25 protein-coding genes are annotated in these 25,791 nt (G+C 67.3%); 14 read left to right on the top strand and 11 right to left on the bottom strand.

The window, feature by feature from the left end; all coding sequences use genetic code 11:
- From PE061_RS15280 to uvrC, 4 genes are all read right to left on the bottom strand, one after another.
- Positions 1-1,641, bottom strand: coding sequence for an FAD-dependent oxidoreductase (locus tag PE061_RS15280; RefSeq protein ID WP_271256101.1), 1,641 nt, complete (start codon positions 1,639-1,641; stop codon positions 1-3).
- 103 nt (positions 1,642-1,744) lie between these two features.
- Positions 1,745-2,140 (bottom strand): MAPEG family protein, encoded by a 396-nt coding sequence (locus PE061_RS15285; protein ID WP_271256102.1) that lies wholly within the window; start codon positions 2,138-2,140, stop codon positions 1,745-1,747.
- 25 nt (positions 2,141-2,165) lie between these two features.
- Positions 2,166-2,858: a glutathione S-transferase family protein gene (locus PE061_RS15290; protein WP_271256103.1), complete on the bottom strand. Its 693-nt coding sequence runs from the start codon at positions 2,856-2,858 to the stop codon at positions 2,166-2,168.
- A 52-nt stretch (positions 2,859-2,910) separates the two neighbouring features.
- A complete protein-coding gene (uvrC, locus tag PE061_RS15295; RefSeq protein WP_271256104.1) occupies positions 2,911-4,830 on the bottom strand; it encodes an excinuclease ABC subunit UvrC in 1,920 nt (639 codons plus the stop codon).
- 183 nt (positions 4,831-5,013) lie between these two features.
- Between uvrC and PE061_RS15300 the strand changes: the two genes are divergently transcribed.
- Both PE061_RS15300 and PE061_RS15305 read left to right on the top strand, forming a co-directional pair.
- Positions 5,014-5,793 carry an SDR family NAD(P)-dependent oxidoreductase gene (locus PE061_RS15300; RefSeq protein ID WP_271256105.1) on the top strand — a complete coding sequence of 260 codons (780 nt, stop codon included), beginning with the start codon at positions 5,014-5,016 and terminating at the stop codon, positions 5,791-5,793.
- The gene (locus tag PE061_RS15305; RefSeq protein WP_271256106.1) at positions 5,790-6,203 is read left to right on the top strand and encodes a dihydroneopterin aldolase; all 414 of its coding nucleotides are present in this window, start codon (positions 5,790-5,792) and stop codon (positions 6,201-6,203) included. Before PE061_RS15300 ends, PE061_RS15305 begins: the two co-directional genes overlap by 4 nt.
- On the opposite strand, the gene PE061_RS15310 is transcribed toward PE061_RS15305, so the two are convergent.
- A complete protein-coding gene (locus PE061_RS15310) occupies positions 6,191-7,009 on the bottom strand; it encodes a hypothetical protein (protein ID WP_271256107.1) in 819 nt (272 codons plus the stop codon). The two genes, PE061_RS15305 and PE061_RS15310, sit on opposite strands and share 13 nt — an antisense overlap.
- A gap of 360 nt (positions 7,010-7,369) precedes the next feature.
- Between PE061_RS15310 and PE061_RS15315 the strand changes: the two genes are divergently transcribed.
- The 4 genes from PE061_RS15315 (at position 7,370) to PE061_RS15330 (ending at position 9,851) form a co-directional block, all read left to right on the top strand.
- The gene (locus PE061_RS15315; protein ID WP_271256108.1) at positions 7,370-7,975 is read left to right on the top strand and encodes an energy transducer TonB; all 606 of its coding nucleotides are present in this window, start codon (positions 7,370-7,372) and stop codon (positions 7,973-7,975) included.
- 147 nt (positions 7,976-8,122) lie between these two features.
- Positions 8,123-8,863, top strand: coding sequence for a MotA/TolQ/ExbB proton channel family protein (locus PE061_RS15320; protein WP_271259216.1), 741 nt, complete (start codon positions 8,123-8,125; stop codon positions 8,861-8,863).
- A 75-nt stretch (positions 8,864-8,938) separates the two neighbouring features.
- Positions 8,939-9,406: an ExbD/TolR family protein gene (locus PE061_RS15325; RefSeq protein ID WP_271256109.1), complete on the top strand. Its 468-nt coding sequence runs from the start codon at positions 8,939-8,941 to the stop codon at positions 9,404-9,406.
- 25 nt (positions 9,407-9,431) lie between these two features.
- The gene (locus PE061_RS15330) at positions 9,432-9,851 is read left to right on the top strand and encodes an ExbD/TolR family protein (RefSeq protein ID WP_271259217.1); all 420 of its coding nucleotides are present in this window, start codon (positions 9,432-9,434) and stop codon (positions 9,849-9,851) included.
- A gap of 87 nt (positions 9,852-9,938) precedes the next feature.
- On the opposite strand, the gene PE061_RS15335 is transcribed toward PE061_RS15330, so the two are convergent.
- Positions 9,939-11,156: a polyhydroxyalkanoate depolymerase gene (locus PE061_RS15335; protein WP_271256110.1), complete on the bottom strand. Its 1,218-nt coding sequence runs from the start codon at positions 11,154-11,156 to the stop codon at positions 9,939-9,941.
- A 165-nt stretch (positions 11,157-11,321) separates the two neighbouring features.
- Between PE061_RS15335 and PE061_RS15340 the strand changes: the two genes are divergently transcribed.
- Positions 11,322-12,116: a 3-hydroxybutyrate dehydrogenase gene (locus tag PE061_RS15340; protein ID WP_271256111.1), complete on the top strand. Its 795-nt coding sequence runs from the start codon at positions 11,322-11,324 to the stop codon at positions 12,114-12,116.
- Positions 12,113-12,880 carry an SDR family NAD(P)-dependent oxidoreductase gene (locus tag PE061_RS15345; protein WP_271256112.1) on the top strand — a complete coding sequence of 256 codons (768 nt, stop codon included), beginning with the start codon at positions 12,113-12,115 and terminating at the stop codon, positions 12,878-12,880. Before PE061_RS15340 ends, PE061_RS15345 begins: the two co-directional genes overlap by 4 nt.
- 114 nt (positions 12,881-12,994) lie before the next feature.
- Here PE061_RS15345 and PE061_RS15350 read toward each other — a convergent pair whose 3' ends face one another.
- Positions 12,995-13,591, bottom strand: coding sequence for a DUF1993 domain-containing protein (locus PE061_RS15350; protein WP_420794309.1), 597 nt, complete (start codon positions 13,589-13,591; stop codon positions 12,995-12,997).
- Positions 13,592-13,827: 236 nt separating this feature from the next.
- On the opposite strand from PE061_RS15350, the gene PE061_RS15355 reads away from it, so the two are divergent.
- The 6 genes from PE061_RS15355 (at position 13,828) to PE061_RS15380 (ending at position 19,165) form a co-directional block, all read left to right on the top strand.
- The gene (locus PE061_RS15355; RefSeq protein ID WP_271256113.1) at positions 13,828-14,160 is read left to right on the top strand and encodes a hypothetical protein; all 333 of its coding nucleotides are present in this window, start codon (positions 13,828-13,830) and stop codon (positions 14,158-14,160) included.
- A 41-nt stretch (positions 14,161-14,201) separates the two neighbouring features.
- The gene (locus PE061_RS15360; protein ID WP_271256114.1) at positions 14,202-15,983 is read left to right on the top strand and encodes an ABC transporter transmembrane domain-containing protein; all 1,782 of its coding nucleotides are present in this window, start codon (positions 14,202-14,204) and stop codon (positions 15,981-15,983) included.
- A 152-nt stretch (positions 15,984-16,135) separates the two neighbouring features.
- Positions 16,136-16,780 (top strand): PepSY-associated TM helix domain-containing protein, encoded by a 645-nt coding sequence (locus tag PE061_RS15365; protein WP_271256115.1) that lies wholly within the window; start codon positions 16,136-16,138, stop codon positions 16,778-16,780.
- A gap of 12 nt (positions 16,781-16,792) precedes the next feature.
- Positions 16,793-17,308: a DUF2271 domain-containing protein gene (locus tag PE061_RS15370; protein ID WP_271256116.1), complete on the top strand. Its 516-nt coding sequence runs from the start codon at positions 16,793-16,795 to the stop codon at positions 17,306-17,308.
- A gap of 19 nt (positions 17,309-17,327) precedes the next feature.
- The gene (locus PE061_RS15375; RefSeq protein WP_271256117.1) at positions 17,328-18,155 is read left to right on the top strand and encodes a DUF4198 domain-containing protein; all 828 of its coding nucleotides are present in this window, start codon (positions 17,328-17,330) and stop codon (positions 18,153-18,155) included.
- 101 nt (positions 18,156-18,256) lie between these two features.
- Positions 18,257-19,165, top strand: a complete 909-nt coding sequence (locus PE061_RS15380; protein WP_271256118.1) for an FAD:protein FMN transferase — start codon at positions 18,257-18,259, stop codon at positions 19,163-19,165.
- 151 nt (positions 19,166-19,316) lie between these two features.
- Here PE061_RS15380 and PE061_RS15385 read toward each other — a convergent pair whose 3' ends face one another.
- The 4 genes from PE061_RS15385 to PE061_RS15400 form a co-directional block, all read right to left on the bottom strand.
- A complete protein-coding gene (locus tag PE061_RS15385) occupies positions 19,317-20,069 on the bottom strand; it encodes an energy transducer TonB (protein WP_271256119.1) in 753 nt (250 codons plus the stop codon).
- A 92-nt stretch (positions 20,070-20,161) separates the two neighbouring features.
- Positions 20,162-20,845 (bottom strand): Fe2+-dependent dioxygenase, encoded by a 684-nt coding sequence (locus PE061_RS15390; protein WP_271256120.1) that lies wholly within the window; start codon positions 20,843-20,845, stop codon positions 20,162-20,164.
- Positions 20,846-20,952: 107 nt separating this feature from the next.
- Positions 20,953-23,319: a TonB-dependent receptor gene (locus PE061_RS15395; protein ID WP_271256121.1), complete on the bottom strand. Its 2,367-nt coding sequence runs from the start codon at positions 23,317-23,319 to the stop codon at positions 20,953-20,955.
- 197 nt (positions 23,320-23,516) lie between these two features.
- On the bottom strand, positions 23,517-25,685 hold the full coding sequence (locus PE061_RS15400; RefSeq protein WP_271256122.1) for a TonB-dependent receptor domain-containing protein: 2,169 nt from the start codon (positions 25,683-25,685) through the stop codon (positions 23,517-23,519).
- Positions 25,686-25,791: the final 106 nt, after the last annotated feature.

The raw sequence follows: 25,791 nt of genomic DNA on the forward strand, positions 1-25,791 counted from the left end.
CTATCTCACCGCGTTGTGGCGCCCGGCGTGCCGCCCGGCGCGATAGCCGAACACCATCGCCGGCCCAAGCGTGCCGCCCGCGCCGCCATAGGTCATGCCCATCGGCGATGCCATGACGTTGCCCGCCGCGTAGAGGCCCTCGATGACGTTGCCGTCGAGGTCGACGACGCGTGCGTCGGCGTCGGTTTGCGGGCCGCCCTTGGTGCCGAGGGCGCCGCACTTGAGCTCGACCGCATAGTAGGGCCCGTCCTTGATCGGCCCCAGCGTGCCGCGCTTCTGCCCCTTGAACGCGGGGTCGCCCCACCAGCGGTCGTGCGCGCTCTCGCCGCGGCGGAAATCCGCGTCGTAGCCCGCGCGGACCATCGTGTTGAACCGCTCGACGGTTGCCGCGAGCGCGTCTCCGGGGATGCCGAGGCGTTCGGCGAGCGCGTGCAGCGTCTCGCCGTAGGCGATCCAGTCGGGCGCGCGCTCTCCGGCGGCATATTCGGTGCGCAGCCCGCCGCCGAAGCCGTACTTGTCGTAGAAGCGCTGGTTGAAAATGACCCACGCGGGCAGGTTCCTGTAGGAGGACGTCGCCGTGTCCTGCTCGTGGAACGCGGCGCCCGCGGCGTTGTAGTTCGCGGCCTCGTTGAGGAAGCGCTTGCCGTCTGCGTTCACGATGATCGTGCCGGGCAGCGTGCGGCCCGCGCTGATCAACTGCCGCTTCATCGACACCAATGTTTCGGGAACCTCGATCACCGGCGCCCACCACGCCTCGCGCATGTTGCCGAGCATCGCGCCCGCGCGCATCGCCATCTTGAGGCCGTCGCCGGTGTTGGTGGGGACGGACACGGGATGCGTCATCGGCCCGCGCAGGAACGCACGCACGAGGTCCGCATCCCATTCGAAACCGCCGGTGGCGAGGATGACGTTGGGCGCGCGGACCTCCGTTCGGCCGGATGCGGTTTCCAGAACGACGCCGGCGACACGGCCGCCTTCCATGACGAGCTCGACGGCGCGGTGCCCGGTCGCGGGCGCGATGCCGCGATCGAGGCAGCCGCGCAGCAGCCGCCCGATCACCGAATGGCCGAGGCCGCGTTCGTCGTTGTCGATGCGGCGCTGCCTTTCTTCAGGAGGCATCGGCACCGGGACAGGCTGACCCAATGTCGTTTCGCCCACAGCGATGTGATAGTCTGGGAAATAGGGCGATACCTCGACGCGGTCCTTCCATGCGCCGAGGTCGCCGAACGGGTAGGGCGGGCATTCGAGCGTGCGGCCGCCCTCCGGTTTTCCGCCCGGCAGCTCCGGGTGGTAATCGGGGAATTCGCTGACGCTGTAGAAGCGAACGGGCGTGCGCTCTTCCAGAAAGCGCACCATCTCGGCGCCCGAATCGACGAACGCGGCGGCGATGTCGTCCGGGATCAGGCCGTGCGACAGCGCGCCGAGATAGGTCAGCGCCTCCTCGCGGCTGTCGGTCTTGCCCGCCGCGATCTGGTGCGGGTTGTTGGGGATCCAGATCTGGCCGCCCGACCATGCCGTGGTGCCGCCGACGCGCTCCGACTTCTCGAATATGCCGACGCGCGCGCCTTGCTCGTGCGCCGTGATCGCGGCGGTCAGCCCGGCCGCGCCCGTACCCAGCACGACGACATCGAATTCCTGCATCCGCACCTCCCCGATCGCGCCGCAACCGTCATCGGCGGCAAGCGTGTTTGAGGGATTATTATACCGTAGTGCAGGTTTTGGAACCGGAAAATCGTAACCGTGCCTAGCGTATGAGGTCGATCACCACCGCCACGACGGCGCCGACGAGCGCCGCGAGGCTGGCAAGGCTGGAAATGAGGAAGCCCACGTTCCGCTTTTCGGCGTCCTTGATGTAGCCGATCACATAGGCGATGCGGCCCACCACCCACGCCAGCGCATAGAGGCCGCCCCAGAGGTCGCCGAACAGCGTCGCCACGATCCAGACCAGCGGCAGGAACAGCACGAGCTGCTCCATCGTGTTCTGGTGGGCGCGGAAGGCGCGCTCGAACTCCGGGTGGCCGGTGGTGGCGGGCGCCTTGACGCCGAACTTGCCGCGCGCCTGCCCGACCGGGATCGACGCCCACACGTAGACGGCAAGCGCCGCCAGCGTGCCGATCAGCGTCAGCGGGTACATCTGCATGAGTTTCCTCCCCCTTTGAAGGCGATCAGGCGGGCTTGCCCGTCACCACGATCTTGCGTGCCTGCTCGGCGAAGGCCTTCGCCGAATCCTCGTCGTCGTCGCGAATCCGCGCGCGCATGTCCTCGGGCACGGTGATGCCCTTCTGCACGCCGGGGCGGGCCATGATGGCCTCCAGCCAGCGCTGGAGGTTCGGCAGGCCGTCGATGGAGATGCCGGACCACTTGTGCGTGCGCACCCAGCACCAGTTCGCCATGTCGGCGATCGAATAGTCGCCCGCGAGATATTCGGTGCGCGAAAGCTGGCGTTCCAGCACCTCGAACAGGCGGCGGCCCTCGTTCTGGTAGCGGTCGATGGCGGGCTGAATCTTTTCCGGGAAGTAGCGGTAGAAGACGTTCGCCTGCCCCATCATCGGGCCGATGCCGCTCATCTGGAACATCAGCCACTGCTCGACGCGGCTCTGCGACTTCGCGTCGGTGCCGTAGAACTTGCCGGAGAGCCGGGCGAGGTAGAGCATGATCGCGCCCGATTCGAAGATCGGGAAACCGTCGTGGACGAGCGCGGGGATGCGGCCGTTCGGGTTGATCTCCAGGAACCAGTCCTGCTTCTGCACCCCGGTGGTGAGGTCGATCTTCTCGAATTCGTAGTCGAAGCCCATTTCCTCGAGCGCGACCGAGGCCTTGTAGCCGTTCGGCGTCGCGGCGGTGTAGAGCTTCATCATGCGGCGGTCCCTCCCCGAAAGGCCCGATTCGAGTCGCGCTCGACGTTAGTCCTTATCCGCGCGGATGGAAGTGGTCGTAGATCGTCTCGGCCATCGTCTTCGAGATGCCCGGCGCCGCCATCAGCGATTCGAGCGCGGCGGAGCGGACGGCCTTCGCCGTGCCGAAGTGCATGAGGAGCGCGCGCTTGCGGGCCGGGCCGATGCCGGGCACGTCATCGAGCGGATTGGCGGTGATCGCCTTGCTGCGCTTGGCGCGGTGCGCGCCGATGGCGAAGCGGTGCGCCTCGTCGCGCAGGCGCTGGAGGTAGAACAGCACCGGGCTGTTCGTGGGCAGGGTGAGCTCGCGGCCGTCCATCAGGTGAAAGACCTCGCGGCCGGCGTTGCGGTCCGGCCCCTTGGCGACGCCGACGAGCGTCACGTCGTCGATGCCCTGCTCGGCGAGGATGTCCATCGCGGCGGAAAGCTGGCCCTTGCCGCCGTCGATGAGCACGAGGTCGGGCCAGTCGGAGCCCTTGCGGTCGGGGTCTTCCTTGCCGAGCCGCGCGAAACGGCGGCCGAGCACGTGGCGCATCATGCCGAAGTCGTCGCCGGGCGTGATCGCGTCATCCCTGATGTTGAACTTGCGGTAGCTGTTCTTGAGGAAACCCTCCGGCCCCGCCACGATCATGGCGCCGCCGGCGTTGGAACCCTGAATGTGGCTGTTGTCGTAGACCTCGATGCGGCGCGGCGGTTCCGGCAGCTCGAAGAGATCGGCGAGCTCGCCGAGCAGCTTCGTCTGCGTGGCGCCCTCGGCGAGGTTGCGGTCGAGCGCCTCGACGGCGTTGCGCGCCGCCTGATCGACGAGGCGCTTGAGCGCGCCGCGCTGCGGCCGTCGGATCGCCACCTTGCGCGGACCGCGGCTGGAGAGCGCCTCGGCGATCAGCTCGCATTCGGCGGGCAGGCGGTCGACGAGGATTTCCGGCGGCAGCGGCATGTCCTCGTAGAACTGGACGATGAAGCTTCCCAGCACCTCCTCGGGTGTGCTTCCCGCCGTGTTCTTCGGGAAGAAGGCGCGGTGCCCCCAGTTCTGGCCGCCGCGGATGAAGAACGCCTGTATCGAGAACTGCCCGGCCTTCTCGGCGAGCGCGATGACGTCGACGTCCTTCACGCCCTCGGCGGTGCCGGTCTGGCCCTGAATGAAGGTGAGCGCGCGCAAGCGGTCGCGATAGACGGCGGCAAGCTCGTAGTCCTGCTTTTCGGCCGCCGCCTGCATGGCCTCGCCGAGCTTGCGCTGCACCGACTGGCTCTTGCCGTCGAGGAAGTCCTTCGCATCGGCGACGAGCTCGGCGTAGCCCGCCGCGTCGATGCGGTCGACGCACGGCGCCGAGCAGCGGCGGATCTGGAACAGGAGGCAGGGGCGGGCCCGATTCGCCATGAAGCTGTCCGAGCAGCTTCTGAGCAGGAACACCTTCTGGAGCGCGTTCAGCGTGCGGTTGACCGCGCCGGCACTCGCGAACGGGCCGAAGTAGACGCCTTTGCCCTTGCGCGCGCCGCGATGCTTGGAGATGCGCGGAAAGGCATGATCCTCGTTGAGGAAGATGAAGGGGAAGCTCTTGTCGTCGCGCAGCAGGACGTTGAACGCGGGCCGGAAACGCTTGATGAGCTGTGCCTCGAGCAGCAGCGCCTCGGCCTCGCTCGCCGTGGTGACGATGGTCATGGCGCGCGTCAGCGACACCATGCGCTGCAACCGCTTCGGCAGGCGCGCGACCTGCGTGTAGTTGGTGACGCGGTTCTTCAGGCTGCGCGCCTTGCCGACGTAGAGCACGTCGCCGCCCGCATCGAGCATCCGGTAGACGCCCGGACGCGCCGGAAGCGTCTTCAGCACGTTGCGGATCGCCGCCACGCCCGCATCGAGATCGGGCGTGTCGCGCCCGCGCACGGCATAGGTCGCCTGCTCCTCGGAAAAGCGGTCAATCTGCGGGGGTTCAGCCATCGCCTTCAGATGTAGGCGAGGGAGGCGGACCTCTCAACTGTCACGGAAATGACTTGTCCCCGGCGTCTGTGGATAAGTCTCTGGACATATGGCGCGGTGCCGCGCTGGCACTGACGCGCCCCGGCTGCCGAAAAAACGGGCAGCGGCTTGCCCGTTGAAACGCCGGCGGGTAAGCGCTCGCCGATGACACCCGAGTTCGGCAGTCCCGCAAGCGCGCTGGTCACCGGCGGCGCGAAGCGCATCGGCGCCGCGCTGACGCGCGCGCTCGCGGCGGACGGCTGGCACGTCCACATCCACTGCAACGAATCGGTGGCCGAGGCGGAGGCGCTCGCCGCCGAAATCGGGGCGGGCGGCGGCAGCGCCTCGATCGTGCGCGCGGACCTTGCCGACGCGGACTCGTGCCGCACGCTGTTCGACCGGCTGGAGCCCGGAAATCCGCCGGTTTCCCTGCTCATCAACAACGCGTCCGTGTTCCGCTACGACACGCAGGCGGACTTCGCGGCAACGCAGTGGGACGTGCAGATCGACGTCAACCTGCGCGCGCCGGCGCTGCTGACGCAGCAGTTCGCGGCGCGCTGCGCGGGGCGGGGCGGCCTCGTGCTCAACCTGCTCGACGCCAAGGTCGCCGCACCGAATCCCGATTTCTACAGCTACACGGTGAGCAAGCTCGGCCTCGCCGGGCTCACCGAACTTCAGGCGCGGGCGCTGGCCCCCAACATCCGCGTGAACGGCATCGCGCCCTCGGTGACGCTGGTCAGCGGCCCGCAGACGCGGGAGAACTTCGAGCGCGCGCATGTGTATAACCTGCTGCGGCGCGGCGTGCTGGTGGAGCATGTTGTCATGACGATGCAATATTTGATCGCGCTTCCGACGATCACCGGCCAGGTGATCGTGCTCGATGCGGGGCAGCACATGCTCGGTATGCCGCGCGACGTCGCCTTCATGGTGGGAGAGGGCTCATGAGCCCCGCGCCGCGCGGCCTCGTCCCCGAGGCGCTGGCGCCGAAGGCGCGGCGGATTCGGCTTCACGGTTACGAACTGCTCGTCGACATCGGCTTCCACAGCTTCGAGGTCGGCGCGCCGCAGCGGCTGCGCGTCGATGTCGACATCTGGGTGGACGAAGCGTCTTTCCCCACCGACGATCAGGTGAAGAGCGCGTGGAACTACGATTTCCTGCGCGAGACCGTGAAGACGCTGGCGGCGGCGCGGCGCTTCAACCTGCAGGAAACCTTCTGCCGCGCGGTCTACGACATCATCGCGGCGCGCAAGGGCGTGCTGGCGCTGCGCGTCGCGACCGCAAAGCCCGACATCTATCCCGACTGCGATTTCGTGGGCGTCGAGCTGTCGTCGCTGCCGCCCGGCTACTCCGAATAGGCGCGGTCGCAGGGGCCGAGCAGATCGAGCACGAAACGATAGTCCGCCTTCGCGGCGGCGGCGTCCGCCAGATCGAGCGTCGAGGTGCTGGAGGCGGGAAGGCTGCGGGGCAGACCGCAGGCGAGCCGATACCAGAGCAGGCTGCCGTCCTTCACGCCGGCCGCGGCGTCGTCGATGATGTCGCCGGTGGCCACGCTGAACGCCCTGGGCTGGCCGGGGCGCGACAGCACCACGAGCGACACCGGGTTCCCGGCCTTCGTCTGGATGAATATCTGGCTTTCGGATTCGCCCGGCAGGCTGCCGGGGACATGGAACGCCTGCCCGAGCCCGGAAATCCGCATGTCGCGCACATCCGGGGCGGTGACGGCTTCGGCCGCGACGGCGCGCACGTAGGCGTCGCGCTCGGCCGTCCAGTCCACCTGCGCCCACGGGCGGACGAGCTGGAACTGCGCTTCGCGGCTCCCCGGCGCAAGGAACAGCAGCACGGGGAGCCCCTTCAATTTGGGCGTGCGTCCGCGCGGATCGGCCCCGATGTCGACCAGATACTCGATTTCCTTCGGAACAGATCCGGGCGCGATCAGCACGTTGCTGATTTCGGCGGTGATCAGGAAGCGGCGGAAGCCGGGGGCGAGGCCGGGAGACAGTTTTTCGCTGAGCCGCGCGGCTTTCGTGATCTCCGCGCGGACGATGATCCGCGCCTCGGTGGTCAGCGCCACGAGGTCGGCGCGCCCCGGGCTTGCCGACACGCCGCCAAGCGGAAGCAGCGTTCCCGAGAGAAGAATCGCAAAAAAAGCCCAGAGGCGCATCAGGCTGTCCCTTTTGTTATAAAGTCGCACAAAATCCATATCTGTTCGCAGTTTAACGCATTTGGGCCATGTTTGACATGACCGTGGCATGAATTGGGCGAACGGGCGCACGCGCCACAACCCTGCCACAAAGCAGTTGCGGGTGTAGAGCGCCCAAGCTAGTAGGTCGCGTCAGGGACGGTTTGAGGCGGTTTTCAACCGCTTCATGAACGTTGAAAAAAAGGATAAGATTGCGGTCAAAGCCGCAACCGGTTTCTGATCGGCTCCAATGGGGTCGATGGTTAAGGGTCAGCTAAGAGGGAGTAACCCGCGTCCATGGCATATGCAGATCAAGGCGTAAGCTCGAAGCGCATGGTCTCCTTGGCGCTCGTTGCGCTTCTCCACGCCGTTCTCGGCTACGCCTTCGTGAGCGGCCTCGCGCTGCGCGTGGTCAAGGTCGTGACGGGTCCGCTGGAGACGTTCGAGGTCCAAGACACCAAGGTTGAAGAAGAGCCGCCGCCGCCTCCTCCGGAACTCGAGGAGATTCCACCTTACGTGCCGCCGCCCGAAGTGGTCGTCGAGACGATCGCGCCGCCGCAGCCCACGATCACCATCCAGACCGAAACGCCGCGCCCCGAGCCCGTGCGCGTCACACCGCCGCAACCCGAGCCGCCGGCTCCCGCCGGGCCGACGAAGCGCGCGGAACCGAAGCGGAAATTCAGCAACCAGATCGGGGAAAGGGACTACCCCTCCGACGCCCTTCGTGCAGGACAGGAAGGCGTGACCGTCGCTCGCTTCACAATCGGCGTCGACGGCAAGGTTGCGCCGGGCAGTTGCAGCATCCAGACTTCGAGTGGCTCCAAGTCCCTGGATGAGAGGACCTGCTCTCTGATCGAGCGGCGCTTTGAATACAAGCCGGCGCTCGCCAACGGTCAGCCGGTTCAGGAAACGCGTAGTCAGGCGTTTCGCTGGGAGATTCCGAAATAGCGGATCATCCGCGGGCGACCGTTGCCGGTCGTGCGTGGAGATTTCGTATCTACACGTCTACACATCCATATTCAGTCTAGGGGACTACATATGAAGAATCTGGTTTCGCGCGCCGCGCTGACGGCGAGTGTCGCGCTCGGCACGCTGATGGTCTCGGTTCCGGCGTTCGCCGCTGAAGAGGTCTCCACGGAGAACCCTTACGGCCTCCGCGCCGCGCTCGAGCAGGGCGGCCCGATCGCGCAGGGCACGTTCGCCATCCTCGTCCTGATGTCGCTCTTTTCGTGGTACATCATCTTCACGAAGTGGTGGGACCAGCGGAAGCTGCTCATCGAAGCCAAGGACCTCGACAAGAAGTTCTGGTCGGCTCCGAGCCTCAAGGACGGCGCCGCCAAGCTCGACAAGAACTCGGCGTTCCGCCAGATCGTCGATGACGGCCTGCGCGCTGCCGACCACCACGAGGGCCGCCTGACCGACACCATCGACAAGAACGAGTGGGTCACGATGTCGCTGGCGCGCTCGACGCACGCGATCAACGCCAAGCTGCAGGGCGGCCTCGCGTTCCTTGCCTCGGTCGGCTCGACCTCGCCGTTCGTCGGCCTGTTCGGCACCGTCGTCGGCATCTACCGCGCGCTCATCAACATCGGCGTCGCCGGTCAGGCCTCGATCGACAAGGTCGCGGGTCCGGTCGGTGAGGCGCTGATCATGACCGCGCTCGGCCTCGCCGTGGCCGTTCCGGCCGTGCTCGGCTACAACTGGCTGATCCGCCGCAACAAGGACGTTCAGGACCGCCTGAACAACTTCTCGGCCGACGTGCACGGCTACCTGATCTCGGGTTCCCGCGTCGGGCGCACGACTGTGGCGGCCCCCGCTGCGGCTCCGAAGGCCTGATCGCACGAAGGGGGCGTCGGCGGCCTTGCCGCCGCCCCCTCCCGATTTGTTTGATATCAGGAAGGATCGCTAGACATGGCGATGCAAGTAGGACCCTCGGACGACGATGACGCGCCGATGGCGGACATCAACACGACGCCCCTCGTGGACGTCATGCTCGTGATGCTGATCATCTTCCTCATCACCGTTCCCGTGGTCATTCAGACCGTGCCGCTCGAACTTCCCAAAGTGAGCAGCATGCCGACAACGACGAAGCCGGAAAACGTGCTGATCGCGGTCAACAACTCCGGCGACCTCTTCTGGGGCGTCCAGCGCCTCGACAGCAAGCGGGAGCTTTTCGACAAGGCGGTCGCGCACCTGAGGAAGGAGATCGAACGCCAGGAGAAAGCCGGCACGCCGATCGAGCTTCCGGAAGTCCACATCCGCGGCGACGCGGGCACGGAGTTCAGCAACATCGGCGGCGTGATCTACACGATGCAGCGTGCCGGGTTCGTGAAGGTCGGCTTCATTTCAGAGCCGCCCGTCGGCTCCGTCAGCCGCTAGCCGCAAGGAGACCATAACAATGGCAATGAACGTAGGCGGCGGCTCCGAAGGCGGCGAAATGGTGGACATCAACACCACGCCGCTGATCGACGTGATGCTGGTGCTCCTGATCATGTTCATCATCACCATTCCGATCCAGACGCACGCGGTGAAGCTCGACCTCCCGTCGAACCAGACCCAGCCGCAGAACTCCCAGGTCGATCCGGTGATCAACCGCGTGAGCATCGACTTCCTGAACACGATCTATTGGAACGATCAGGAAGTGGACATGTCGACGCTGCGCTCGTACTTCAACGACGCGGCCCGCATGGAGCCTCAGCCCGAAATCCATCTGAAGCCCGACGCGCTGACGCGCTACGACGTCGTGAACAACGTCATGGCGCAGGCGCAGATGGCCGGTGTCACGAAGATCGGTTTCGTCGGCAACGAGGCCTACGCCAACTAGGGCAGGGCCTCCGATCAAAAGGAAAGGGGCGGACCTTCCGGTTCGCCCCTTTTTTGTCCGTTCGCGGAAGATGCCGGATCAGCCGGATCAATCGTGCTTCGCGATGAAGTCCTCGACGACGGGCGCGATCTTCTCGCGCCAGCGGCGGCCGTTGAAGATGCCGTAGTGGCCGACCTCCTTCGCGAGCAGGTATTTCTTCTTCGCGGCCGGGAGCCCGGCGGCGAGCGTGAGCGCCGCCTTGGTCTGGCCGATGCCGGAGATGTCGTCGCGCTCGCCTTCCACCGCCAGCAGTGCCACGTCGGCGATGGCGCCGGGGTCGATCCGCGTGCCGCGGTGCATGAACTCGCCCTTCGGCAGCAGGTGGCGCTGAAACACCGCGTCCACGGTCTGCAGGTAGAACTCGGCGGTCATGTCGCAGACGGCGCGGTACTCGTCGTAGAACGCCTTGGTCGAATCGGCGCTTTCGCCGTCGCCGACGACGAGATGCTTGAACATCTCCCAGTGGCTCATCATGTGGTTGCCGAGGTTCATCGACATGAAGCCGGCGAGCTGCAGGAACCCCGGATAGACGCGGCGGCCGGCCCCTGCGTAGATCGGCGGCACGGTGGTGATGGCGTTGTGCTCGAACCAGCTGTGCCGACGCCCGGTGGCGAGCGTGTTGACCTCGGTCGGCGCCTCGCGCGTGTCGATCGGCCCGCCCATCATGGTGAGCGAGCGCGGCCGCGCCTTGTGCTTCTTCGCGGACATCAGCGCCGCCGCGGCATAGGCCGGCACCGAGGGCTGGCAGACGGCGATCACGTGCGTGCCCGGCCCGATGTGCTCGAGGAAGGCGACGATGTAGTCGATGTAGTCGTCGAGATCGAAACGGCCCTCGTCGAGGGGGACGAGCTTCGCGTCGCGCCAGTCGGTGATGTAAACATCGTGGCCGGGGATCAGCCGCTCCACCGTGCCGCGCAGCAGCGTCGCAAAGTGGCCGGACATCGGCGCGACGACGAGCACCTTTGGACCCGCCTTGCCGCTTTCCTTCACGAACCGCTTGATCTGGCCGAACGGCAGGCGGAACGCGATCTTTTCGTGCACGGCGACATCGGTATCGCCGACCCTGACGCTGCCGATGCCGAACTCCGGCTTGCCGCGCGGCGCGGAGGCGTGCGCGAACACGTCGAGCGCCGACGCGATGACCGGGCTCATGCCGATATAGGCCAGCGGATTCGACGGATGCGCGAGCCAGTTGGCGCCGAGACTGGCGAAGGCGCTGGCCCCGGCCATCATGGAACGATGCAGCTCGTAGCTGTGATAAATCATTGCAGTACCCCGCTCGGAACGCCGGCGTTTTCATCGAACGCCGGTCGTTTCCCGCGCAGCTTACCCCGTGCAAACCGCGAGTCCATCGTTTATTGCATTGCACAATGAGCGGGCCGTTAACGACGGCGCCGCGGGCCATTCGCAAATGCTGCAAAGGAGAACGCCATGACCGCGAAAACGCTTGAGGGCCGCGTCGCCCTCGTCACCGGATCGACGAGCGGGATCGGGCTTTCGGTCGCGCGGGGCATGGCCGCCGCAGGCGCTGACGTCGGCATCAACGGCTTCGGCGACGCCGGGGCGATCGAACGCGAACGCGCCGCGATCGAGGCGGACTTCGGCGTGCGCTGCGCGTTCCTGCCCGCCGACCTCTCGAAGGGCGCGGAAGCGACGAAGCTCGTCGCCGACTGCGCGGCGGCGCTCGGCGAGGTGGACATCCTCGTCAACAACGCCGGCATCCAGTACGTCGCGCCGGTCGACGAGTTCCCGGCGGCGAAATGGGAGGCGATCATCGCGATCAACCTTTCCGCCGCCTTCTACACGACGCAGGCGGCGATCCCGGCGATGAAGGCGAAGAACCGGGGCCGCATCATCAACATCGCCTCGGCGCACGGCCTCGTCGCCTCGCCGTTCAAGGCGGCCTACGTGTCGGCCAAGCACGGCATCGTCGGCCTCACCAAGACGGCGGCGCTGGAACTCGCCGAGACCGGCATCACCGTGAACGCGATCTGCCCCGGCTACGTGCGGACGCCGCTCGTCGCCGGGCAGGTGGCCGACCAGGCGAAGGTGCACAACATGTCGGAGGAGGAGGTCGTGCGGAACGTCATCCTCGCCGCGCAGCCCAACAAGCGTTTCATCGAGCCCGAGGAGGTCGCCGATTTCGCCGTGTTCCTCGCGGGCGAGACCGGGCGCTCGTTCACCGGCGACATCCTCTCGATTGACGGCGGCTGGACGGCGCGGTGAGTTTCCCGAAAGACGCCGCCGCCCTCATCACCGGCGCCGCGTCGGGCATCGGCAAGGCGACGGCCGAACGGCTCCATGCCGAGGGCGTCCGGCGCTTCGCGCTGGTGGACATCGACGGCGCGGCGCTGGATGCGCTGACGCTCGGTGATGCGGACGTGCTGAAGCTGACGGGCAGCGTCGCCGACCCCGCGCTGTGGGACGATGCCGAGCGAGCAATTTCGGCTCGTTTCGGTGGCCTCGGCCTCGCCGTCGTCAACGCCGGGGTGTCCGGCGCGGGCGAGATCGCGGGGCTGGCGTTCGACGAATGGCGGCGCGTGCTTTCGGTGAACCTCGACGGCGCGTTCCTGACGCTGCGCGCGGCGATGCGGCTGATCACGGGGGCGGGGGCGATCGTGGTCGTGTCCTCGGTCGCCGGGATCAAGGCCGAGCCGGGCGTGGCGGCTTACGGCGCATCCAAGGCGGCCGCCGCGCATCTGGCAAAGGTCGCGGCAAAGGAAGGCGCGCCGCGCGGGCTGCGCGTGAACGCCATCCTGCCCGGCGGGGTCGACACGCCGATCTGGAACGGCATGGACTTCTTCGAGGACATGGTCCGCGACCTCGGCAGCCGCGAGGCGGCGCTGAAGGCTATGGCCTCCGCCGCGACGCCGCTCGGCCGCTTCGCGAGCGCGGAGGAAATCGCGCAGCAGATCGCGTTCCTGCTTTCGGACGGTGCGGCGACGATCACGGGCGCGCTGCTGACGAGCGACGGCGGGTATTCGCTGTAGGGTAGTGGCGGGCGCGTTCGACGGTCTATTGGTGCACAACGCATCGCTAGAAAGGCGACCGACCAGCCAACAGGTCATTCACCGGCTTCCGGCAGACGACAGTCCCACCGCGCTTCATTGCGACGGCATTGTGCCGGGGCGCAAGTAGGCGAACATGTGGGCGACGTAGTCTGCCTTGCCCAAGTCCACGCCTTCGCTCCGCAAGATCGCGTAAGCGGCCATCACGTGAAAATAAAACTGGGGGATCGCCCAATCGCGAGCATATTGCTCCGCCGTAAGATCAAAAATCATGCCCATGGGAAGCGCATGTGCGATCGGCCTTTCCGGGGACTCATCGAACTCTTCGGAAGCGAGGGATTCCACCAGTGCGATGGTTTCGTTGATCCTTGCCTGAGCGTCAGCGAGTGATCCCGGGCGCTCGGCGGCATTTCGCCCCTCATCTAGGAGAACGTCTATTGACGCAGGGAACGCCTCTCCCTTGAGCCGAAACATGCCTTCCTGCGCCTGCACGCACGCAAACCGTACCTGGGTGGATAACGGGAACATGTCGGGCGCGAGACGCGCGGAGAGCAGCGCTTGCGCCTGATCGTCCGGCATTTGCGCCTGAGCCTTGTTCAGCCAGCCTGACAGAGCTTTCAGCATCTGCACATAGGTCGGGACGAGCAAGTTCGTAAGTGCCACGACGGTCCCCTTTTTCTGGTCGGGAAGCATGGAGGATCTTCCTGCTCGCATGGCTCTATAGGTTTTGCCGGATTTCGACGCCAGAGAGACGCCAGAGATACGAAAGCGGTCCGGCCGATTTTGCGCTGATCTCACGGCCAGCCGCTCGCCGGGAATCCTTCCTTCCGTTCCGCCGCTGTCACGAAAAATTCACGGGCGGTTTTCCGAAACCGGAAACCATTCGGCGGCAATGCGGGCGTGTGATCCATCTCGCGGGAGCGGTGTGCGTGCGTGTGTTCATGGTGTTTCTGGTTCTGGCGGGCGCCGCGCCGGCGGCGGCTGCGGCGACGTGGCTCGAGGCGGCGTCCGGTGTGCTTCGCGCGGCGCAGTCGATGCCGCGCTCGGCGGTGGTGCGGCGGGCGACCTGCGTGGCGCGGGTGCGCGTGGCGGTGGACGGGAACGGCCTTATCACCCGTTACGACATCGTGAAACCGTGCGCGGAGCCGATCCTGACGCGCTCCACCGACGACCTTTTCTTCAAGGTCGGCCAGTTGCCGCCGCCGCCCGCGCGGCGCCCGGCGAGCCTCGAGATCGAGGTGCGCTGGCCGCCGAAGGGCTGAGCGGCATTGAGCGCGGGCGCGGGCGCTGCTAATCCGCCGCAATGAGCACCAGCGAGTCCGGCAAGCCGCCGCAGGAAAAGCGTTCTCTCGGCAACCTGCGGTTGCTCTGGACATTTTCGCGCCGCTATCCCTTTCAGGTGGCGGCATTCCTCGTGTCGCTGTTCATCGCGGCGCTGGCGACGCTCGCCATTCCGCGCAGTTTCCAGCGCATCGTCGACAACGGCTTCGGCGCGGAATCGAGCGCGACGATCGCGCCCTATTTCATCGGGATGCTCGGCGTCGTCGCCGTGCTCGGCATCGCGACGGCGGTGCGATTCTATTACGTGTCGTGGCTCGGGGAGCGCGTGATCGCCGACCTCCGGCAGAGCGTGCACGCGAACCTGCTGACGCTCGACCCCTCGTTCTTCGAGGAAAACCGCCCCTCCGAGATCGCCTCGCGGCTGACCGCCGACACCGCGATCATCGAGCAGGTCGTCGGCAGCAGCCTGTCGATGGCGCTCAGGAACTGCATCCTCGGCATCGGCGGCGTCGTCTACCTGTTCACGATCAGCCCGAAGCTGACCGGTATGCTGCTGCTCGGCATCCCGCTCGCGGTGCTGCCGATGGCGATCATGGGACGGCGCGTGCAGGCGCTCTCGCGCAGCTCGCAGGACAGCGTGGCGAGCGTCGGCACGATCGTCAGCGAGGCGCTCGGCGCGATCCGCATCGTGCAGGCGTTCACGCAGGAGCGGAACGAGGCGGCGCGCTTCACCCGCGCGGTGGAATCGACCTTCGTGGCGGCGCGGCGGCGCATCCGTATGCGCGCGGCGCTCACCGCCATCGTCATCACCATCATCTTCGGCGGCATCACGCTGGTGCTGTGGGAGGGCGCGACGGACGTGATCGACAAGGTGATGACGGGCGGCGAGATCACCGCGTTCGTGCTCACCGCCGCGATCGTGGCGGGCGCGTTCGGCGCGCTGACCGAGGTCTACGGCGACGTGATGCGTGCGACGGGCGCGGCGGGCCGCATGAAGGAGCTGCTGAACGCGCTGCCGCAGATCACCGCGCCCGCGAACCCCGTGCCGCTGCCGCAGCCGCCGGTGGGGCGCGTGACCTTCGACGACGTCACTTTCTGCTATCCGACGCGCAAGGAGACGCAGGCGCTCAGCGACTTCTCGCTCGACATCGCGCCGGGCGAGACCGTCGCCGTCGTCGGGCCTTCGGGGGCGGGCAAATCGACGCTGTTCCAGCTCATCCAGCGATTCTACGATCCCGAGGGCGGCACCGTGCGCGTGGACGGCGTGGCGCTGCGCGACGCCGACCCCGCCGAGGTGCGCGCGCGGATCGCGATGGTGCCGCAGGAAAGCGTGGTCTTCGCCGAGAGCGCCTACAACAACATCCTCTACGGCCGCCCGGACGCGACCGAGGCCGAGGTGTGGGCGGCGGCGGACGCGGCGAACGCCTCCGAGTTCCTGCGCGCGCTGCCGGAGGGCATCCACACCTTCCTCGGCGAGGCGGGGACGCGGCTTTCGGGCGGGCAGCGCCAGCGGCTCTCGATCGCGCGCGCCGTGCTGCGCAACGCGCCGATCCTGCTGCTCGACGAGGCGACCTCGGCGCTCGACGCCGAAAGCGAGCGGCTGGTGCAGGAAGCGCTCGACCGGCTGATGCAGGGGCGCACGACGCTGGTGATCGCGCATCGCCTCGCCACCGTGCGCGGGGCGGACCGGATCGTCGTGATGGACGAGGGGCGGATCGTGGGGCAGGGCCGCCACGATGAGCTGATGGCCGGGGGCGGCCTCTACGCAAGGCTCGCGCGCCTGCAGTTCGAGGACGCGGCCTGAGACGTCCCGACAGGTGATTCCGGCGCGGAAACGCGTATCATCCGGGCGCCTGCCGGGCCGCATTGTCGCGGCGATGCAGGAATTTATATTGTAACTGAGAATCGTTCGCGTTAACACCGCTGCCGATCAGGAACGGGATTGATTCAGCGCCGATGCACAGTGTGACGCCCAACCGGGCTGGGGCCAGGAAAAGCCGCAAGGCCTTCTGGCTGAAACAGCTTCATACGTGGCACTGGATGAGCTCCGCCGTCAGCCTCGTCGGGCTCTTGCTGTTCACGATCACCGGCATCACACTCAACCACGCCGCCGAGATCGAGGCGAAGCCCGTGATCGAGGAGCGCACGGCGCAGCTTCCGGCGGCCTTGCTCGGGCGTATCGCGCCGAAGGACGGCGAGGCGGAGCGCGCGCCGCTGCCCGCGCCGGTGGCGGCGTGGGTCGCCGAGACGTTCTCCGTGAAGGCGGGCGGGGAGGCGGAATGGTCGCCCGACGAGGTCTACCTCGCCTTGCCGCGCCCCGGCGGCGACGGCTGGGTGGCGATCGACCGCGCCACCGGCGAGGCCACCGCCGAAAGCACGGACCGCGGCTGGATCTCCTACCTCAACGACCTCCACAAGGGCCGCAACGCGGGCACGGCGTGGAAGTGGTTCATCGACATCTTCGCGGGCGCGTGCCTCGTGTTCGCGATCACCGGGCTGTTCCTGCTCCAGCTTCACGCCGCGAAGCGCCCGAGCACGTGGCCCATCGTGGGGGCGGGGCTGCTCATTCCCGTGCTCGTCGCCTTGATTTTCATCCACTGAAGGGTTTCGTAAATGCAGCTTTCCACGCGTATCGTGATGACCGGGGCCGCCTTCGCGGGGCTGGCGACGCCTGCCGCCGCGCAGAGCATCGACCTCACCGTCACCATCCCGCGCCTCAGCGTCGCGGAGTATCACCGGCCCTACGTGGCGATCTGGCTCGAGAAGACCGGCGCGCCCGCGAAGACGCTCGCCGTCTGGTACGACCACGACATGAAGGACAACGAGGGCACCAAGTGGCTGCGCGACGTGCGCCAGTGGTGGCGCGCCTCGGGTCGCGGGCTGACGTTCCCGGCGGACGGCATCACCGGCGCGACCAAGGCGCCGGGCACCCACAAGGTCAGCTTCGGCGCGGATGCGCTCGGCACGCTCGAACCCGGCGACTATTCGCTGCTCGTGGAGGCCGCACGCGAGGTGGGCGGCCGCGAGCTGGTGAAGCTGCCGTTCACGTGGCCACCGAAGCCGGGGCAGACCGCAAGCGCGACCGGCAGTACCGAACTCGGCGCGGTCAGCGCCGCCTTCAAACGCTGAACCCGAAAGGACAACACCCATGAAAACCGCAGCCGCCCGCACGCTCGCCGCGCTCGCCGTCTCCACCGCGCTGTTCGGCGCGACCGCCGCCGAGGCGCACCGGCAATGGATGCTGCCGTCCTCCACCGTGCTGTCGGGCCAGTCGAGCTGGGTGACGGTCGACGCCGCCGTCTCCAACGACCTGTTCTACTTCGAGCACCAGCCGGTCAGGCTCGGCAACGTGAAGGCGTGGGCGCCGGACGGCAGCGAAGTGGCGCTGCAGAACGCGTCGACCGGCCGCTACCGCAGCACCTTCGACGTCGAACTGACCAAGCAGGGCACGTACAAGATCACCAACGCCGGCGGCGGCATCTTCGGCAGCTACAAGGAGAACGGCGAGGAGAAGCGCCTGCCACGCGGTGCCTCGGCCGCCGACATCGACAAGCTGATCCCCGCCGGGGCGACCGACGTGAAGCTCTCCGAGAGCTGGAGCCGCAACGAGGTGTTCGTGACGCTCGGCGCGCCGACGGAGACGGTGCTGAAGCCGAGCGGCAAGGGACTCGAGCTGGTGCCGGTGACGCACCCGAACGACCTCGTTTCGGGCGAGGCGGCGACCTTCCAGTTCGTGATCGACGGCAAGCCCGCGGCGGAGATCGAGGTCGAGGTCGTGCCGGGCGGCATCCGTTACCGCGACCAGCTCGGCCAGATGGACCTCAAGACCGACGCCGAGGGCAAGGTGACGATCACGTGGCCGAACCCGGGCCTCTACTGGGTGAGCGCCGAGGCCAGCGACAGGAACGTCAGCGTGAAGGGCGCCGATCAGCGCCGCCTCGGCTACGTCTCGACGCTCGAGGTGCTGGCGCCCTGACCGGCGGCGGCGCGCGCATCCTCGTCCCGAAGGCGCTCTCCGCCGCGGCTTTCGCGCTGAGGGAGCCCTCGGGACACGTCGCGGCGCTTTCCGGCGAGACGATGGGCACGCGCTGGTCGGCGCGTGTCGTCGTTCCCGCGCCGGGACGATACGCGGACATCGGCGCGGGCGTGCAGGGCGCGTTCGACGGCGTCGTCGCGGAAATGAGCACGTGGGAGGCGGTGTCCGACATCAGCCGCTTCAACCGCGCGACGATCGGCACGTGGCAATCGCTGCCGCCGGATTTCCTGATCGTGCTCTCCGCCGCGCTGCGGATCGCGGAGGAGAGCGGCGGGGCCTATGATCCCACGATCGGCGGTCTCGTCGACGCGTGGGGGTTCGGGCCGCCGGGGCCGTGCGCGGCGCCGCCCGACGTCGAAACCGTGGCCGCGCTGCTGCGCGCGGCCGGGTGGCGGCATGTCGAATGCGACACGCTTCTGCAGCGCGCGCGCCGGATCACGCCGCTCGCGCTCGACTTCTCCGGGATCGCCAAGGGCTTCGGCGCCGACCGCGCGGCGGCGTGGCTGCGAACGCGGGGCTTCAGGCACTTCCTCGTCGAGGTGGGCGGCGAACTCGTCGGGGCGGGCGTGAAGCCGGACGGGCAGCCGTGGTGGGTGGACGTCGAGATGCCGCCCGGCGCGGCGCTCCCGCCGCTGCGCCTCGCGCTGCACGGCCTGTCGGCGGCGACCTCGGGCGACTATCGCCGCTGGTTCGAGGCGGAGGGCGGGCGCTTCGCCCACACGATCGACCCGCGCAGCGGCCGGCCGGCCGCGAACGGCGTCGCCTCGGTCACGGTCCTCCACGCCGACTGTATGCACGCCGACGCCTATGCGACGGCGATCACGGTGCTGGGCGCGGAGGAAGGGCTGCGCTTCGCCGACAGCCTCGGCCTCGCCGCGCATATCGTCTCGCGCAGCGGAGACGGCTGGAGCGAGGCGATGAGCCTCGCCTTCACCGCGATGCTCGACTAGGGTGTGTGGGGATTCAGCCCATGCCGGGCTGCAAACGGCGGCTTTCTGTGCTTCCGGTGCTCACGTACCTTGAGTACGCTCCGCTCCGGTTCTCGAAATCCACCATTTTCGCCTCGGCCTGAACTGAATCCCCACACATCCTAGAGACCGGTCAACTCCGCAGGACGAAGGGAATCTCGACGGTTCCCCGCACGGCGACGGCGACACCGTCGCGGATCGTCGGCGACCAGCGCCAGTTGCGGACGGCGCCGAGCGCGGCGCGGTCGAGCCGCTCGTGGCCGCTGCTCTTCGCCACCCGTATGTCGGCGACGCGGCCGTCCGTGCCGAGCGTCAGCATCAGCACGACGGTGCCCTGCTCGTGCTTGCGGCGCGATTCCAGCGGATAGGCGGGCGGCTTCGCGGAAATCATGGTGGCGCCGAGATCGTCGGCGGCCAGTGTCGTCGGCGCCGCAGGGCGCGGCGCGGCCGGGGCCTTGATGGCAACGGGCGCCGGGGGCGCGGGCTGCGGCTGCTCGGCGGTGGCGACGATGGGCGGCGGCGCCGGACGCGCGATCTCGACGGCGGGCGGCGGCACATAGATCTCGGGCTCGGCAAGGTCGGGCGGCGGCGGCGCTTCGGGCGCGGGCGGCGGCGCCGACAGGTCGAGCAGGTCCATCGCCGATTGCACGGTATGCGGCGGGATCACCTGCGTCCGGATGAGGACCACGCCGAGCGCAACATGAAGCGCTGCAACGGCCAACAGGGCGCGCCAGTCGAGGCGGCCCGGCCGGTATTCCGCGGAGGGCGGGGCTGCCGACAGGCGCCCGCCACGCTCGAACGCGAGCGGCGCGGCCGTGGACGCGCGCTCGGAAAGAAGTGTCTCGTCGAGCGTGTCGTCTGTGCTGCGGGCATGAAGTGTGTGCATGGGAACGCCCTGTTCCGTGGCCCTGAGCCACCTTCGGTTTATAAAAGTTCAACTAATGCAAATCAATCGCATATCTGGCGCGGAAGGATGCGTCAGGTCGTCGCCCAGCGCCGCAGGAGATTGTGATAGACGCCGGTGAGCTGGATGATCGCGGCGTCGTCGTGGCCTCGGTCCTGCGCGATGGTCTGGATCGCCGTGTCGAGCTCGAACAGCGCGCGCCGCGCCTCGCCGTCGCGCACCATCGACTGGATCCAGAAGAAGCTTGCCGTGCGCTTCCCGCGCGTGACCGGCTCGACGCGGTGCAGGCTCGACGCCGGATAGAGCACCATGTGCCCGGCGGGCAGCTTCACCTGCTGGACGCCGAACTGGTCCTCGACGGTGAGCTCGCCGCCGTCGTAGGCGTCGGGGTCCTCTAGGAACAGCGTCGCCGACAGGTCGCTACGGATGCGGAAATCGCTGCCGCGCTGGATGCGGACGGCGTTGTCGATGTGGATGCCGAAGGTCTGCCCGCCCTCGTAGCTGTTGAACAGCGGCGGATAGACCTTGAGCGGCAGCGCGGCGGCGATGAAGAGCGGCGTCTTGCCGAGCGCGTCGAGGATGATCCCGCCCGCCTCGCGCGCGGCGGCGCTCTCCTCGGGAAGCTGCATGTTGTGCTTGGCGAGCGCCGACTGGTAGCCGGAGGTGACGTTGCCGTCGACCCATTCGGCGGCATCGACGATCGCCCGCACGCGCGCCAGCGCCTCCGCATCGAGCAGTTCGGGAATGGCGATCATCATGCGCTGGAGCCGATCTTCAAAACCGTTTGACCCGCCGGAATATCAGCACCGGGGATGCTGGTGGGCAAGAGCGATCCCCCTGAACCACTCTTGCCCATAGCGCAGGCTCAGAAGCTGTAGAACAGGCTGAGCACCGCCGACCGGTCCTCACCCGGAAGCGCCCATCCGTTGTTGCGGATGCTGGTGAAATAGCGCTCGTTGGTGAAGTTCTGCACGTTGAGCTGGGCCGTGAGGCCGTTGCCGAACGCGTAGGAGGCGAAGGCGCGGTGGATGAGATAATCGTCCGCCTTATAGAACACGGCGTTGCCGGCCGCGTTCTGCGCGTTGTTCAGCCAGACGCTGCCCTGATAGGTGAGGCCGTAGCCGATCTGCAGTCCGAACGGCAGCGTGTAGGTGGTGAACAGGCTGCCCGAATGCTTCGGCGTGTTCGTGAGCGGGTTTCCGGCCTGCGCGTCGAACGTCGGGCAGGTGGCGGTGGCGCCGCCGGGGAGCGACGTCACCTCGCCCGGATTCTCCCGGCAGAAGTCGGAAATGCTCTGCTTCACCTTGCTGTCGAGGTAGGTGTAGTTGGCGAAGATCGCCCATTCCGGCGTGATGTTGCCCGTGGCACCCAGCGCGATGCCGTCCACGCGGCTGCGGCCGTCCGGAACCTGCGCCGTTCCGACGAGCGGATCGTTCGCGGTGACGCGGAAGTTGGTCCGCTCGTTGCGGAACAGCGCGGCGGTGAGCTGAAGCCGCGCGTCGAACAGATCGGCCTTGACGCCCACCTCGTAGTTGACGGTCTTCTCCGGCTTGCCGCTGCACGGATCGACGCCGAACGTGGCGTCGCCGGTGACGCCGCAGCCCGCGCGGGTCGACGTGGAGGTCGGATTGCGCGCGTTTCCGTAGGCCGCGTAGAGGCTGACCGTCGGGACCGGCTTGTAGACGAGGCCGGCGCGATACGAGAACAGATCGTCGTCCGAAGACTGGGGCAGGCCCGCGGTGTAGGCGCCTCCGGTGGCCGGAGTCGCGATGCTGTCCTGACGGAACGTCTGGCGCGCGTTCTCGTAGCGGACGCCGGCGTTCAGCTCGAGCTGTTCGAACAGCTTGAAGGCGCCGAAGGCATAAACCGCCTTGTTGGTCGCGTCGCCGTCGTCGTGACGATTGCGGACGAAGTTGACGGGACCGGTGTAGACCGGATCGGGATCGTAGAGGTCGATCTCGTCCAGCGCCGGATTGGGCGTCGCTCCGCCCGGGTTCCGCAGCACGTTGCCGCCGTCGAGCGTGTAGTCCTCCTTCAGGTAGGAGGCCCCGACGTTCAGCACGTGCTCGCTTTCGGGCCCGAACCTGAACGTCACGTCGAGCTGGTTGAACAGGCTCTGGTTTTCCGTGAAGCGCGCGTTGCCGCGGGGGCCGCCCGGGCGGTAGGTGCCCGGCGCCTGGCCGGCGGCGCAGGCCGTGCCCGTGGGCGTCGTTCCGTCCGCAAGGCAGATGTTCGGGCCCTGCGGCGGGTCGACGACAAGGTTCTGTTCGACGCGCTGCCAGCGGGCGAGGTTTCGGAGCGAAACGCGCTCGTTGAACGCGTGGGCGAGGATGACGGTCGCCTGATCGACCGTCTGCTTCTGGTAGTCGACGTTCTTGAAGCCGTAGTAGCCGGAGTCGGATATGCCCGGTAGCGGGCCGTCGTAGAAGGCGTTGTCGTAGTAGAAGACGCCGTACTGCGGCGTGTTGTCGTCCTTCTGGTGCGTGTAGAGCAGCGTCAGCGACGTCGGGCCGTCGATGCCGATGGTGATCGCGGGCGCGACGCCCCAGCGCTCGTTGCTGTCGAAGTCGCGGCCGGGGATGTCGTTCTCGTGGTACACGGCGTTGAGGCGCACCGCGATGAGGTCGGAGAGCCTGAGGTTGCTGTCGATCGTGGCGCGGTAGTAGTTGTCCGTGCCGATGCCGGCCTGCGCGACCGTGAGGTTGTCGCCCTTCGGTCGCTTGGTGACGAGGTTGATCGTGCCGCTCGTCGAGCCCGAGCCGCCGTAGACCGAGTTGGCGCCGTTCACGACCTCGATCTGCTCGATGTTGAACGTGTCGGTGCGGCTGTATTGCGCCGCGTCGCGGACGCCGTCGATCTGGATGTCGCCGGTGCTGGTCAGGCTCTGGCCGCGCAGGTTGATGCTGTCGCCGTAGCCGCCGCCGCCTTCGCCGGCGCCGAAGGTGATGCCCGGAATGGTGCTGAGCGCGTCGCGCAGGCTGAGCAGGTTCTGCTGCTTCAGCGTGGTGTTGCTGATGACCGTGATGGTCTGCGGCGTGTCGAGGAGCGGGCGGACGTACTTGGGAGACTCGGCCTTCTCGACCTTGATCTCGTCGTCGACGGCCGTGTCGGTGACGGTGACGCCGCCGAGCGTCTTCGGCTCTTCCTGTGCATGCGCGGGAAGCGCGCTGGCGACGAAACCCACGCAAGACAGGGCCAGGAAGGCCGAGTGCGTGCGAAGGGGAGCGGACATACGATCTGACATTTGGAAAACCCCCGCAGTTTGTGTGTGCGGGGTCAGTTATTGAGAATAATTCTCAGAGTCAATATCAATGAAACAAGGCAGCAATGATCCGGAAATGATCGGCCCCGGCACGGTCGCGGCAAAAAAACAGCGCGGAGGGACTCTCCGCGCTGTTTCCTGACCGACAGGTGTCTTGCGGGCGTGCGCTAGAAATCGACCTTGGCGGAAAGCCAGAGGCGGCGCGGCTCCTGGTTGTTGATGTAGCGGTTGACGAAGGTGGGCGCGCCGGTGCTGCTCGTCGCCGGCTGGTAGTCCACGAAATCGGTGTTGAGCAGGTTGTAGACCGTGGCGCTGAGCGTGAACGCGTCGATCCGGAACGAGCCGCCGAGGTGGAAGACGGCATAGGACCTGTAGTCACCGTAGAGCGCCTTGGCATTGCCCGTTCCGGTGTCGGGCGAGCGGTAGCGGCGGCTGCGGTATTCGCCGCGCAGCCACAGGTTCAGGATGTCGGTCGCCTGCCAGCGGACCTGCCCGTTCAGCATGTGCCTGGGCGTGTTCGTCAGCGGCTCGCCCTTCGAGGGGCCGCTGCGCTGCTCGCTGTCCGTGTACGTGTAGTTGCCCGACAGCGTCAGCGACGGCACGGGCTCCCAGCGCACCGTGGCCTCGAAGCCCTCGGTGCGCGCCTTGTCGATGTTCACGGACTGGCCGAAGGTCGCGGTGGTCGGATAGAAGCCGACATCGACGCAGTCGGTCTTGCTGTAGTTGCCGGCTTCATAGTCCGCCGCGCTGACGCCGAAGGTGCAGTTGTCGACCGGATCGTCGCTGGACGAGATCTTGTCGTCGTAGTCGTTGCGGAAGACGGTGAGGCTGGCGCGGAAGTTCTCGCGGTTGTCGTAGAAGACGGCGAGTTCGGTGGCGATGCTGGTTTCGGGCTTGAGGCCCGGCGTGCCGATCAGCGGCAGGCGCCCCTGGCTGCCGAAGCCGTTGATGCCGGGCGCGAGCTGCTCGAGGCGTGGGGCCTTGTAGCCGGCGCTGACGCCGCCCTTCACGGTCCAGTTGTCGGTGGCGTTCCACACCGCGTAGCCGCGCGGGCTGAAATGGCTGCCGAAGGTGGAATGGTCGTCGTAGCGGCCGCCGACGGTGAGGGCGAAGTTCTCGACGATGCGCCATTCGTCCTCGGCGAATAGCGACCACTGCTCGAAGGTGAACGGCGCGGACGCCACGCCGTCGATCATCTCGGCGTCCCAGTACTGGCCGCCGAGCGTGAAGGTGTGGTTGGCGACCTGCGAGGAGAACTTGGTGTCGAAGATGGTGCTGGTGCTTTCCAGCGTGCGCGGCCCGCCGCCCTTCACCGGCACCAGCGCCGGAATGAGACGGCCGAACGTCTCCGTGACGTTGTGCGACAGCGTGCTTTCCAGCGTGCCGAACGGCAGCCGCCAGTTGTGGGCGAGGACGTACTGCTGGCGCTTGAACTCCAGCGCGTCCTCGTAGCCGCCGGCGACGGTGTTCGTGCCCATCTGGGCCTTGGAGTTGTCGTACCACTGGTCGGCGAAATCGACGTCCACCCAGAGGTCGTGATCGGCGTGCGGCGTCAGGCTGATGCGTCCGCCCGCCGACCAGATGCGGTTCCGCGTCGGGTTCGGCCCGAAGCCGGTGACGGGAGTCGGCACGCCGGCGAGGTTGAGGTATGCGATCTCCGACCGCGCGCGCTCGGAATAGCTGCCGCGCAGGGCCACGCCGATCAGCGAGGGCACCAGCGGGCCGTTCAGGTAGACGTTGCCGCCCCTGATGTCGCCGAAGTCGCGGTCGCCCTGAATGGTGGTGTGCCCGGTGATAGAGCCGCCCCAGCGGTCGCCGACCTTGCGGGTGATGATGTTGACGACGCCGCCCATCGCGTCGGAGCCGTAGAGCGTCGACATCGGGCCGCGCACCACCTCGACGCGCTCGATCGCGGAGACCGGCGGCAGGAAGCTCGTGGAGGTCTCGTTGAAGCCGTTCGGCGTGACGCTGCCCGCCGTGTTCTGGCGGCGGCCGTCGATCAGGATCAGCGTGTTGTCCGCGCCCATGCCGCGGATGCTGATCTGCGCGCCGCCGCTCTTGCCCACGGAGTCGCCGACGTCGACGCCCTCGATGTTCTGGAGGATTTCCGTGATCGAGACGGCGCGGATGGTCTCGATCTCCTCGCGGTCGATCACGCTGATGGAGGCGGGGGCCTGCTCGATCTTCTGCTCGAAGCCCGACGCCGTGACGACGATGGTGTCCGCGGCAATGCTGTCGGCGCTGTCGGCGGCTTCATCGGCGAGGGCCGGGCAGGCGAGGGCGGCGAGCGCGAGAAGCGAGACATTCGATACGAGGCGGGAACGCGAGAACGACATGAGAATTACCCCCGGTTGATAAGTCCGGGCGGCTGTTATTGAGAGTGATTTGCAATGTCAATGTTCTTGCGAAACAATATTAACAAAGAGTCGTAAACCGGTGTGA

The organism is Sphingosinicella microcystinivorans, assembly GCF_027941835.1.
In the GTDB taxonomy this organism is placed as follows: domain Bacteria; phylum Pseudomonadota; class Alphaproteobacteria; order Sphingomonadales; family Sphingomonadaceae; genus Sphingosinicella.

Bases quoted from the DNA above. Each gene is read 5' to 3' on its own strand.
- PE061_RS15310 (WP_271256107.1), bottom strand. From the start codon at position 7,009: ATGCGCCTCTGGGCTTTTTTTGCGATTCTTCTCTCGGGAACGCTGCTT.
- PE061_RS15320 (WP_271259216.1), top strand. From the start codon at position 8,123: ATGGTCTCGGTTCCGGCGTTCGCCGCTGAAGAGGTCTCCACGGAGAAC.
- PE061_RS15360 (WP_271256114.1), top strand. From the start codon at position 14,202: ATGAGCACCAGCGAGTCCGGCAAGCCGCCGCAGGAAAAGCGTTCTCTC.
- PE061_RS15375 (WP_271256117.1), top strand. From the start codon at position 17,328: ATGAAAACCGCAGCCGCCCGCACGCTCGCCGCGCTCGCCGTCTCCACC.
- PE061_RS15395 (WP_271256121.1), bottom strand. From the start codon at position 23,319: ATGTCCGCTCCCCTTCGCACGCACTCGGCCTTCCTGGCCCTGTCTTGC.
- PE061_RS15365 (WP_271256115.1), top strand. From the start codon at position 16,136: ATGCACAGTGTGACGCCCAACCGGGCTGGGGCCAGGAAAAGCCGCAAG.
- PE061_RS15330 (WP_271259217.1), top strand. From the start codon at position 9,432: ATGAACGTAGGCGGCGGCTCCGAAGGCGGCGAAATGGTGGACATCAAC.
- PE061_RS15350 (WP_420794309.1), bottom strand. From the start codon at position 13,591: ATGCTTCCCGACCAGAAAAAGGGGACCGTCGTGGCACTTACGAACTTG.
- PE061_RS15305 (WP_271256106.1), top strand. From the start codon at position 5,790: ATGAGCCCCGCGCCGCGCGGCCTCGTCCCCGAGGCGCTGGCGCCGAAG.
- PE061_RS15390 (WP_271256120.1), bottom strand. From the start codon at position 20,845: ATGATGATCGCCATTCCCGAACTGCTCGATGCGGAGGCGCTGGCGCGC.
- PE061_RS15335 (WP_271256110.1), bottom strand. From the start codon at position 11,156: ATGATTTATCACAGCTACGAGCTGCATCGTTCCATGATGGCCGGGGCC.
- PE061_RS15380 (WP_271256118.1), top strand. From the start codon at position 18,257: ATGGGCACGCGCTGGTCGGCGCGTGTCGTCGTTCCCGCGCCGGGACGA.
- PE061_RS15300 (WP_271256105.1), top strand. From the start codon at position 5,014: ATGACACCCGAGTTCGGCAGTCCCGCAAGCGCGCTGGTCACCGGCGGC.
- PE061_RS15340 (WP_271256111.1), top strand. From the start codon at position 11,322: ATGACCGCGAAAACGCTTGAGGGCCGCGTCGCCCTCGTCACCGGATCG.
- PE061_RS15370 (WP_271256116.1), top strand. From the start codon at position 16,793: ATGCAGCTTTCCACGCGTATCGTGATGACCGGGGCCGCCTTCGCGGGG.
- PE061_RS15385 (WP_271256119.1), bottom strand. From the start codon at position 20,069: ATGCACACACTTCATGCCCGCAGCACAGACGACACGCTCGACGAGACA.
- PE061_RS15280 (WP_271256101.1), bottom strand. From the start codon at position 1,641: ATGCAGGAATTCGATGTCGTCGTGCTGGGTACGGGCGCGGCCGGGCTG.
- PE061_RS15325 (WP_271256109.1), top strand. From the start codon at position 8,939: ATGGCGATGCAAGTAGGACCCTCGGACGACGATGACGCGCCGATGGCG.
- uvrC (WP_271256104.1), bottom strand. From the start codon at position 4,830: ATGGCTGAACCCCCGCAGATTGACCGCTTTTCCGAGGAGCAGGCGACC.
- PE061_RS15290 (WP_271256103.1), bottom strand. From the start codon at position 2,858: ATGATGAAGCTCTACACCGCCGCGACGCCGAACGGCTACAAGGCCTCG.
- PE061_RS15400 (WP_271256122.1), bottom strand. From the start codon at position 25,685: ATGTCGTTCTCGCGTTCCCGCCTCGTATCGAATGTCTCGCTTCTCGCG.
- PE061_RS15285 (WP_271256102.1), bottom strand. From the start codon at position 2,140: ATGCAGATGTACCCGCTGACGCTGATCGGCACGCTGGCGGCGCTTGCC.